The sequence below is a fragment of the Mesorhizobium sp. M7A.F.Ca.US.002.01.1.1 genome (assembly GCF_004022955.1).
In the GTDB taxonomy this organism is placed as follows: domain Bacteria; phylum Pseudomonadota; class Alphaproteobacteria; order Rhizobiales; family Rhizobiaceae; genus Mesorhizobium; species Mesorhizobium ciceri.
In genome coordinates, this window is sequence record NZ_RZQE01000231.1 from 1 (window position 1) to 8,936 (window position 8,936).

The 8,936-nt window shown below is 56.4% G+C and carries 14 protein-coding genes and 1 pseudogene; 10 read left to right on the top strand and 5 right to left on the bottom strand.

The window, feature by feature from the left end; translation table 11 throughout:
* Both EN932_RS38025 and EN932_RS21115 read left to right on the top strand, forming a co-directional pair.
* Positions 1 to 197: pseudogene (locus EN932_RS38025) on the top strand (hypothetical protein); the annotation flags it as partial.
* A 178-nt stretch (positions 198 to 375) separates the two neighbouring features.
* Positions 376 to 636 (top strand): DUF3768 domain-containing protein, encoded by a 261-nt coding sequence (locus EN932_RS21115; protein ID WP_245483306.1) that lies wholly within the window; start codon positions 376 to 378, stop codon positions 634 to 636.
* Between the two features lie 44 nt (positions 637 to 680).
* Here EN932_RS21115 and EN932_RS21120 read toward each other — a convergent pair whose 3' ends face one another.
* The gene (locus EN932_RS21120) at positions 681 to 947 is read right to left on the bottom strand and encodes a helix-turn-helix transcriptional regulator (protein ID WP_127808036.1); all 267 of its coding nucleotides are present in this window, start codon (positions 945 to 947) and stop codon (positions 681 to 683) included.
* A gap of 155 nt (positions 948 to 1,102) precedes the next feature.
* Between EN932_RS21120 and EN932_RS21125 the strand changes: the two genes are divergently transcribed.
* The 3 genes from EN932_RS21125 to EN932_RS21135 all read left to right on the top strand — a co-directional run bounded on the left by EN932_RS21125 (position 1,103) and on the right by EN932_RS21135 (position 2,757).
* Positions 1,103 to 1,411, top strand: coding sequence for a hypothetical protein (locus tag EN932_RS21125; RefSeq protein WP_245483307.1), 309 nt, complete (start codon positions 1,103 to 1,105; stop codon positions 1,409 to 1,411).
* Positions 1,408 to 2,367 carry a hypothetical protein gene (locus EN932_RS21130; RefSeq protein ID WP_128369037.1) on the top strand — a complete coding sequence of 320 codons (960 nt, stop codon included), beginning with the start codon at positions 1,408 to 1,410 and terminating at the stop codon, positions 2,365 to 2,367. Before EN932_RS21125 ends, EN932_RS21130 begins: the two co-directional genes overlap by 4 nt.
* A gap of 174 nt (positions 2,368 to 2,541) precedes the next feature.
* Entirely contained in the window at positions 2,542 to 2,757 is a 216-nt protein-coding gene (locus tag EN932_RS21135; protein ID WP_128369038.1) for a hypothetical protein, read from the top strand.
* A 151-nt stretch (positions 2,758 to 2,908) separates the two neighbouring features.
* Here EN932_RS21135 and EN932_RS21140 read toward each other — a convergent pair whose 3' ends face one another.
* The gene (locus EN932_RS21140; RefSeq protein ID WP_128369039.1) at positions 2,909 to 3,139 is read right to left on the bottom strand and encodes a hypothetical protein; all 231 of its coding nucleotides are present in this window, start codon (positions 3,137 to 3,139) and stop codon (positions 2,909 to 2,911) included.
* A gap of 230 nt (positions 3,140 to 3,369) precedes the next feature.
* The gene (locus EN932_RS21145) at positions 3,370 to 4,098 is read right to left on the bottom strand and encodes a Crp/Fnr family transcriptional regulator (protein WP_128369040.1); all 729 of its coding nucleotides are present in this window, start codon (positions 4,096 to 4,098) and stop codon (positions 3,370 to 3,372) included.
* Positions 4,099 to 5,461: 1,363 nt separating this feature from the next.
* Here EN932_RS21145 and EN932_RS21155 point away from each other — a divergent pair.
* Complete coding sequence (locus tag EN932_RS21155) at positions 5,462 to 5,683, top strand: DUF768 domain-containing protein (RefSeq protein WP_013525056.1); 222 nt, start codon at positions 5,462 to 5,464, stop codon at positions 5,681 to 5,683.
* Between the two features lie 574 nt (positions 5,684 to 6,257).
* Here EN932_RS21155 and EN932_RS21165 read toward each other — a convergent pair.
* Together EN932_RS21165 and EN932_RS21170 are read right to left on the bottom strand one after the other, a co-directional pair.
* Positions 6,258 to 6,497, bottom strand: coding sequence for a DUF982 domain-containing protein (locus tag EN932_RS21165; protein ID WP_128369042.1), 240 nt, complete (start codon positions 6,495 to 6,497; stop codon positions 6,258 to 6,260).
* Positions 6,497 to 6,727, bottom strand: a complete 231-nt coding sequence (locus EN932_RS21170; protein WP_128369043.1) for a hypothetical protein — start codon at positions 6,725 to 6,727, stop codon at positions 6,497 to 6,499. The genes EN932_RS21165 and EN932_RS21170 overlap by 1 nt, the downstream gene beginning before the upstream one ends.
* A 272-nt stretch (positions 6,728 to 6,999) precedes the next feature.
* Here EN932_RS21170 and EN932_RS21175 point away from each other — a divergent pair, with 272 nt between their 5' ends.
* From EN932_RS21175 to EN932_RS38430, 4 genes are all read left to right on the top strand, one after another.
* Positions 7,000 to 7,458 carry a MucR family transcriptional regulator gene (locus EN932_RS21175; RefSeq protein WP_128369047.1) on the top strand — a complete coding sequence of 153 codons (459 nt, stop codon included), beginning with the start codon at positions 7,000 to 7,002 and terminating at the stop codon, positions 7,456 to 7,458.
* Positions 7,459 to 7,602: 144 nt separating this feature from the next.
* A complete protein-coding gene (locus EN932_RS38990; RefSeq protein WP_245483308.1) occupies positions 7,603 to 7,887 on the top strand; it encodes a hypothetical protein in 285 nt (94 codons plus the stop codon).
* Positions 7,830 to 8,648 carry a hypothetical protein gene (locus EN932_RS21185; RefSeq protein ID WP_164890557.1) on the top strand — a complete coding sequence of 273 codons (819 nt, stop codon included), beginning with the start codon at positions 7,830 to 7,832 and terminating at the stop codon, positions 8,646 to 8,648. The genes EN932_RS38990 and EN932_RS21185 overlap by 58 nt, the downstream gene beginning before the upstream one ends.
* The coding region (locus EN932_RS38430; protein ID WP_206618951.1) for a hypothetical protein at positions 8,638 to 8,936 on the top strand (299 nt) is incomplete at its 3' end. The genes EN932_RS21185 and EN932_RS38430, both read left to right, overlap by 11 nt.

The window sequence follows — 8,936 nt, forward strand, 5'->3', positions numbered from 1 at the left end:
GGGCGAAGCTGGCCGTCGGCGACATGGTGCTGGCGTCAGAGGGTCCCGACGAGGGATATTTCGAAGCCCGGATCATGAAGGCGAAGGCCAAGGGCATTTTCACGCTGAAGTTCAGGGACTATCCGGATGCCCCGCAGTTAGACCGCAGCTACTATCAGCTCGGCCTAATCCACCCCCGGCAGATGGCGAAGAAATAAACGGCCTTGCAACGGGCCGGGTTCGTCCTGGCCCGTCACCCCCTCAGATCACACATCTTCGAAGGAACCACCCATGACATGCTCAACAGAGCGCGTCGGTCGGCTATCGGCGGCTGATCGAACCGCGCGTATTCGGACTCTAAACGACCAATTGCGCCAGACCGGCGCTGGCGGGCGCATGGTGCTGACCGCCGGTGTCGCCGCACTGCCTGCCCAAGAGATCGGCGCCATCCTGCTGGCCATCGCCAACTTCGACGCTTTCGACGAGGACAACGATCCATGGGGCCAACACGATTGCGCTCTTCTGCACGTCGGCGATCGGCAGCTATTTTTCAAGATAGACTACTATGACCGCGCTCTGGCGAACCTCTCGCCTGACGCCTCTGACCCCGCAGTAACCATTCGCGTCATGACCGTCATGCTGCCGGAGGAGTACTGATGTTCTCCCCTGCACAGGGCACAGGGGCGCAGTTCCCCGCTCGCCTAACCTGCCTTTGGTTTTCTTCCCGACGAAAGCGGCGGCGGCTCATGAGCCCCCTTCGGAGGTTCGGTCAGAAGAGCCGCGGCCGGGACGGCAAGTGCCTTCGCCAAAGCTTCGAGCGTATCGGTCGTTACGTTTTCAGAACCGCGTTCGACGCGACCGACATACGAACGATCGATCTCAGCCGCCAGCGCCAGCCGCTCTTGCGACAGCCCGCGTTCGACACGCAGCTTGCGGAGATTCCAACCAATGATCTTGCGCACGTTCATCGTGTGCAAGAAGGCAATACAAACGGCTTGACAATCGACGGACCAACAGTCCCCTATTTCCAATTTCGGGGGATTGCACGATTCATGTGCTTGCTTGGGGGAGTGAAATGAAAATCGCAGTTGGAACTATCGGAATTCTGCTTGGCTTGATTTCGATGCTGCAGTCCTGCGCGGTGGCGACGGGCGGAAGCATTGCGGCCAATCATGATCTAGCGGGCGCTGGGTCCGTTGGCTTGTTGGTCGGCTTGCTGTTCTTTGTCGGCGGCGCCTTTGCCTTCGGCCTGCCGCTAGTCTCGGCGATCATTTTCGTCGTCGGCAGCCTGTTCGCTTTCATCGCAGCCAGCGCATTCACCGACATGAAGATTTGGGCCTTCGCCGACTTGATCCTCGCCGCCATGGCCTTCTTCGCATGGAGAAGCGCTCGTGCAGGCCGGGTCAAGACATCTGGTGAGGCCGCGAAATGACAAACACTTTTCCACGCGCCGTTATGTGTGTCGGGATCGCGCTGCTCCTAACACCCCGCGCTTTTGCCGACGTATGCAGGGATATGATCGATGCTAACAGCTCCGGTATATATCAGGGGACGCCCATTTCTAAACTGGACCCGAGCTGGGTCCAAGTTCTTACGTCACAGGCGTCTATGTGTGGCCAATCAGCTGCCGGTGCAGATGCGCGGGCTCTCGAACAGTTCGCGGGAAAATTGCAGGCCAGACAAGAACAGGCGAAGGGGTACAAGCAGGAACTGGTCGAATTAATTCAACGCACTCGAGCTCTTCCGGCCGATCCTTCATCAAACGCCGCTGTGCAAAAGCTGAAAGAGCGGCTCATCGAAATTCGCAACGAGTCCGGCGAGGCTTTCTCCTCAAGCGAATGGAGAGAATTGGACAGCGCCATACGCGAGAAGATCGACGCCATCGAAACGGGACAGACACAACAAACTTCGCCGGGATTGCCGTCTTCAGATTCGCCTAGCCTCCAGAATTTCGCCGATCAAAGTTCCTCGGAGACGCGGATTTCAGAAATGACGTGCTCAGCAAAAGGCACAGTAGTCCTTGGTGTAGTGAACATGGGAACTGAAGACCCCGAGAGCGTTGTGCGGGTCGCACTCACGTCCACTGGCAATTTCGTGATCGAAGGACGAGAGGTCAATGCTTTCGATGTCCTCCGGAGCGGTGAAGAAATCACCTTCTCAATGATTTCGGTGGCCGACTATCTCGCAGGAACAACGGGCGTCTCAACCGGCCTCAGTGATGCCGAGAATATGCAATTTCATGCAATGCAAAAAATATTCATTGAAGGCGCATTGAACGGTCGCAGAAGGTTCGCGATTTACGACGTAGCGAACAGCAGACTGACCTTTGCAGACGCTGAAGGGCAGCAATTCAAGAACATAACCGAAGCCGATTGCTGGGCTTACTGACCGCGTTGGCTTGCCCGTCGCGTTGCGTTCCTCCGTGGGGCTAAGGTCGCGGAGCGCTCCGACTGAGGTCTTACGGTGCAACCTGTATGGACCGGATGCGTTACCGCCGGGCCGCCGACCAGTTCCAGCTTTTCGGTCTTGAATAGTGGGAGCAAGAAGCGTTGATGAGATCCGATGCCGGTGACGGCAAACCGCCCTGCAAATGAAAACGATGATGCCGCTCCTGTATTCCTTTCGGCTCTCGACGGCATCTACTCGGCAGACGATGATGAAGCCATTGCTGACCTTGTCAGGCGGACCGAGCGCAAGGCCATCGCATTGGTAATTGGGATGGCGATCTGCCTGATCTTTGTCCCCGCGCTATGGCTTGCGCTGAGCTACGGAATTTAAGACGGTCCTCTTCACCGAGGAAACCTACTTGGCCTAGCGCCCGCAACCGTGCGCACTTCAGTGAGGGATCGTGCTCGTCGCGCCATTCTGTAGCAAGTTTGGCCACCAGATAGGTCGCCGCTCGGCCCGTCGTCAGTCCCGCTTCCTCCATTCAGGTCGTCACTTCGAATCTGATCGTAGCCGTCGCGACCGGACGACGGGCATCATCGAAAACTCGGAGAGCGAGTTCCTTTTGCAGGGTGCCGGGCAGCAATTCCTTTGTGATTTCGACAAGGGCTCTAACCGCCTCATCTATGGCGTCTTGTTGGCTTTCCCACTCCGATCCTTCGTCGTCCGTCGATTCTTCACCATCGTTATGAAAGTCGAAAAAATAGCGCGGCATGTTGAAGCCCCTGTTTCATCCCTCACGAAATCTTTTCGAGGCTGAATTGTTTCGGTAAAAACTCGCTTCAGGCATCTTTGTACGCTTGTTACTGGGTCCCTCTTCCGCCGCAGCGCACCGGCCGAAGATCTTCACATATGCGGGCGACGGACCTCTTGAATGTGGTCGATGGACGTCAGATTCCCGTGACCTCTAATGGCAACCCGTTGGTTCTCCCAAACAGGCTAAAGTCAGGTGTGGAGACGGGCGGACGTTTCTCCAAGCAGCCGCACGTAGTCTGCCTCCGGCGGCCCGTAGGAGCCATTTGCAGATGCCACAAGGCCGCTCCGGTCCCGGATATGCACTTCGCCACGTCGGGAATAGATGAGCCCGCGTCCTTCCAGCACCTGAAGCCCAACGGTAACTCCTGGGCGTCTTGCTCCGAGCATGACGGCGAGAAACTCATGGGTGATCGCAAGGCGGTTACCTTGCACCCGATCATCACACATCAGAAGCCATCGCGCCAAACGCTCTTCAAGGTTTGCGCGCGCGTTGATCAGCGCCGTATAGCTGGTCTGGATGTGGAGGTACTGGACAAAGCGCAAGAGGAAGAGTCGCAGCGTCAGGCTGTTCGCGAGTGCCGCCTTGAATGGCTCAGCTCCGATCCGGAAAGCATTGCCGGGCAGTTGGACAAAACATTCATGCGCGGCATAGTCAGCCCCCACCACGAGCGCCGCACCAGTCATCCCCTCAAAACCGATGAGCGCAACCTCGGCTTCCTTCCCCAAGGTCCTCGCAACAACAGAACCGATGCCGTCCTCCAGGAAGTACACCGTAGTGATCTCCGAAGCGGCTTGCTCCAGATTCATTCTCAAATTGAGGGCACATGGCTCAAGGTGTGGCTGCAGAAGCGCTAGGTCATCGGAGTTGAGCCGACACAGCAATCCGTTTTTATAGGAATTGTTCTTTGGATTGGTCATGGCTCAATCCCACTTGGGGCAAGAGCTTTCCAATCTCCTTGCCGTCCGCGCCCGTAAAAACGTGCAGACGATATTGTGACGCTACGCCTCTTGGCGCGACAATCATAGGAGAATGCGAATCGATGCACGGCGAGCCCCCGCCACCGTGATTACAAAAGACCTGGAAGGAATGTCAGAGTTGGAAACGTACCAAGCTCGGGTTTGTACTAAACCGACATTCTGACGCCCGGCCTTTCGCGTGTCACCCGTCTACCGTTAGCCTGACCAGCGGGAGCGGCAACGGCCTATTCTTGGCTTCTGACCGCAACGATGCGAGGCATGGCCGAGCCTCGCTTCGACTCCCGTGCCCGTCTCGCCATTTTGTACCTGCGACGCGATCTGACTACTTCTCCCGCCTGCTCGCGCGACATCTCCCCCGCGCGGCCAAACGGCTTCTTTTCTGGCATTCGATAGTCGTCGGAACTTTGTGTCACCGCCATGTCCGTCTCCGTTCGGAGCCGAACTTTGATTTGCCGAAACTGTTCCATGCAGCACCCACTGGTGGTGAGTGTGTTTTCAGCTGAGAACGGCGTTATCGCGTGACTCAGATGTCCGAGGTCAAATCCGCCGCACTGCATCTAGTTATGCACTAGAAACGCCATCTAAAATCCGGTGATAGAGCACGTCGAGCAGGTGGAGGGTATTCAATCAATCTTGCCGAGCCGACCGGCCTTGGATGCCTCCAAGTCCAACTGGGCGCGACTGGCATGAAGCAATGCCGCGATCAAATTTTCGTCGGCTGACTTTTTGCCGGTGTATAGGCGCACGAGCTCGCGCGCCTGGACCTTCCAATCGGAGTCCGGGCTATCCCGGACGGCTGACGTAAGAGCCCGGGAGTATGTCAAAATCGAACAACGAAATACTCGGTCCGCTTCCTTTCACGGCCAAATCCATCCTGTTGATCTGCGGCGTTCGCGACACTCGAAAGGTGGACAATGACGAGCATCGGCATCACCCAAAATAGGGTCCATTCCTTCACGTGCTCAATTTTCGGAAGCTCTCGGTGACCGATCATAGGACGCAGCGGCGCAGCGTAAATACCGCAGGGCAGCACCACCGCAATAACAAAGGTTAAGCGATAGGCACAAAGCCGACTAGCTGCGGCTTGCTTGTCCAGCTTATCTCTCCGGCGCCCTGCCGTTCGCCGAACGCGTCAAATTAGCGGAACCTAATCTCCCGGCGTTGCTTGTCTCAATATGAGCGATCATGCCGAGAAGCTGGTACCCGGCCCTGCACCAAAGTGGGAGAACCGGAAGGGAATTTTGATCTCGGCCGCAGTCGTTGTGCTTGCGTTCTGTGCTCTTGGCAGCTGGTGGATCTTTAGATGAGCACACGCGGCATCAACTTTCTGCACAAATGGATTGCTAACGACATCCCAGAGACAGCGCCTCCCGATGCGGTCTCAATCGGAGAACTCACCCACAAGCTCTTGGCCGACGCCAAAGCAGTAGGCATCAAGAGGATAGAGCTGGATGAGGATGTGGATAGCCTTTACCGCATCTTCGTCGAAGCCATCGCTCACTTCGACGCCGGTATCCCAGAGTAGGTCCGCCGAGCTACGGTCTCATTCAAACAGCCGATGCATCCGCTGGCGGGATTTTTATCAAATGGCGATGCCGTTCGAACAACACTAGTTTGTCTGGGTAGCCGAGACGAATCTTAGCATCGCACGTCTCGCAGCGAAACATGGATATTACCTTGAACCATGACCCTCGCCTTACGATAGGATGGGAGCATTTGGGACAGTCGAAAACAAGCTCCGCATCCTCCAACTCTTTAGGTATGGGCATTGATAGTGGCTTTTGGGGAGTCTCGATCCATTTGGCAAACCGCGGTCGAGATAAGCCTCGTGACCGTGGCCGAAGATTGGATAGTCATACGTCCATCCCACGCAGAACGCGTCATCCCTCTTGAGGTTAGGGTTCGCCTGCCAATGCGAACCGACGAGCGAACCCTAAGCGACGCAGGAAGGGACTTGGCTGCGCCTACGCACCAACAGCTATCGTCCGCGACAGTTCCTGTCGGAAGCCACGCCCAGACCATTGCGTTGGGGGTGGGACCTAGGTCCGGCCCATGAACTCCGGAACGTTGTAGAGGGATTCCTCGACGCACAGACATTGCTAATTGGGCAGCAGCATGTCCTCCTCCTCAGCCGCATCCTCGAAGAGTAGACGGAAGTTCTCGGTCGGCATCTTGCCATCCATCGCCGTCAGGCAGGCCTCCGCCAGTCGCCATTTGGGACCACGGTTGGACCATTTCAGTAGTTCTTCGGCGGCAGTATCGATACGGCTGATCCCAAGCCGGACCCCCTGTCGGTCGGTCTTGACGTAGACAGGCGGGTTGAACCAACGAAAGGGCATCAGGGTTCGCGCACGTCGAACGCAATGAACAGCCCCCATTGTGTGGCACAATCGACAACCATCGCCACCAACTGGCAGTCGGTTTCCATCAAACAGGGGCCAAGCTCGCGCATGGCTATAATGATCGCTTTCACGGAGATAACGTCGCCCGGTTGAGAGTCCTTCAGGACCTCGCGAACCAGTTCCTTGGCCGTGCGCTGTGCAGGCCAAACAGGTGTTTGAATATCCATCCCATCCTCCCAGAGAGACAGAACGCAACCACTCATTCTCAGGCGCACTTCCTTACAAAATCAAGAGCCGGAAACGTACAAAGCGGGTTGCAAATGGCTGCTCGCTCGCGCCATTGCGGGCCGAAAGGTCGCTATCTAGGTCACGCGAGGTACCCCCGCTTAGAATGTGAGAAAGTTTCTTTGCATAGAGAGTCCTTCATGATGTGCGGACTGTTGCGCGTTGTGCATTTCCTCAATAGAGACAGGGCCAAATCAAATGGGAAAACATGAATATGCAGAATGACCCTGAAGCACAGCAGGTCCAGTTATTGCAGCTTACTGCCGACATAGTGGCGGCATATGTCCAGAAGAACGCGATTCCGGCGGCGGCTCTTCCCGAATTGATCGCCAGCGTCAATTCTGCCTTATCGGGATTGGGTCAGCCGGTGGAGGCGCCGCCGCGCGAGCTTGTTCCGGCAGTCAATCCAAAGAAGTCTGTGTTTCCCGATTACATCGTCAGCCTAGAGGACGGACGCAAGTTCAAGTCTATGAAGCGCCACCTTGGTTTGCTGGGCATGACGCCCGATGATTACAGAGCCAAGTGGGGCCTCGCGAAAGACTATCCTATGGTGGCGGCGAGCTACGCGGCTCAACGGTCCGTCCTCGCGAAATCCATTGGCCTCGGCCGCAAGGCGACGCTCACCAAAACCGAGCCAAAGAAGGCACCTGCGAAGCGCAAAGCTAAGGCGTAGCCACCGCGGCGACCTGCACTTATAGACTTTCGCTTCTGACGGACGCATTCTCCCCTCGGGGAGATGGCTGTGGGCAAGTCTGTTCAGCCAAGTTTTAATCGGCGACGGGCGTGGCGGCGTTCGCTTCTGCGCGCTCGCCTCCCTATTTTTCTGGCGCTGCTTGGCACGGTGTCCCTCGCTTATGTCGCGACAGACACCCAACACTCCCTTCCAAACGTTCATTACCCCGGTTCGTCAACGACCTCAGTCACCGTGCGCAAAGTCGGCTGCGAGATCAAGGGGAACATCAATGAGCGCGGCGAGCATATCTATCACGTGCCCGGCCAAGAATATTACTCGGCGACACGCATTAATTCGGCTCGAGGCGAGAGATGGTTCTGCTCCGAATGGGAGGCGTGGTGGGCTGGGTGGCGAAAGGCCAAGGTATGAAGTCAATAAGCAAACGGATCGGATCCCTAATCGCGATTGTGTTCGCGTTGCCCATCCTGTCGACGCGGCTGGAGGCAAGCCAATGCTTCGACATATCCAAAGGACAGCCGGAGCATCTGTCTGGCCAACTCATCTACCGGATATTCCCGGGTTCACCCAATTTCGAAGATGTGACAGCGGGAGACGAGCCTGAGCCAGCGTACATACTCCGTCTTACCTCACCAATTTGCCTGACCGGTGACGAGTTTGCGAACGAAGCCGAGCCGGTCTCGACGGTCCAGCTCTTCGCGGCAACCGCCACAGAGGCGTTGCTGCGATCCCTCGTGGGGAAGGACGTCCAGGTCCGACTGGCTGGTCAGGCAGCGGCGATCACGGGCCACCATCATGCGCCTCTTTTGGCGAGCGCACTCGAGATCTCTCCCACCGCGGACATCACAGACGAGTACGGAACCGCCGCCACAACCGTCAGGGCATTCTACTACGCTCTTGCAGACGGCAATGGGGATCAAGCCGCCCAATATGTCATTCCGGAAAAGCGCAATCGTGGGCCGCTTTCTGCTTCGGCCATAAGTGCGTTCTACAGCAACCTCGCGAAGCCGTTGCAGCTCGTTAGCCTTGAACCACAAACTAGAGGCCGCTTTCTTGCTCGCTATACCTTCGAGCGCAAATCGCAAACGTGCGTAGGACGGTCAGTAGTCGAGACAACCCGGAGAAACGGCAAGAACCTGATATCCTCTATTCGAGCGCTAGATGGCTGCTAGGAAGGATAAAATGCTTGCTAGGTGGGAAATCGCAGCCGTCGCATGTGCCTTGCTACCGTTCCTGCAGATGAACGCGCGCGCAAACGACCTCAACGGATTTGCAGAGTTTCCTTTCGGGATAAACGCAGACCAACTTAAGGACAAAATCGACGTATTCAAGTCTGACTCATCTGGCGACGGCGTCGCGTATTTTTCCAAGCGTCCAAGAAATATTAATGGTAAGGATTTTACAATAAATTTTCTTTTCAGAAACGAGAAGTTATCAAGAATCAGTTTGGACTATTCTAC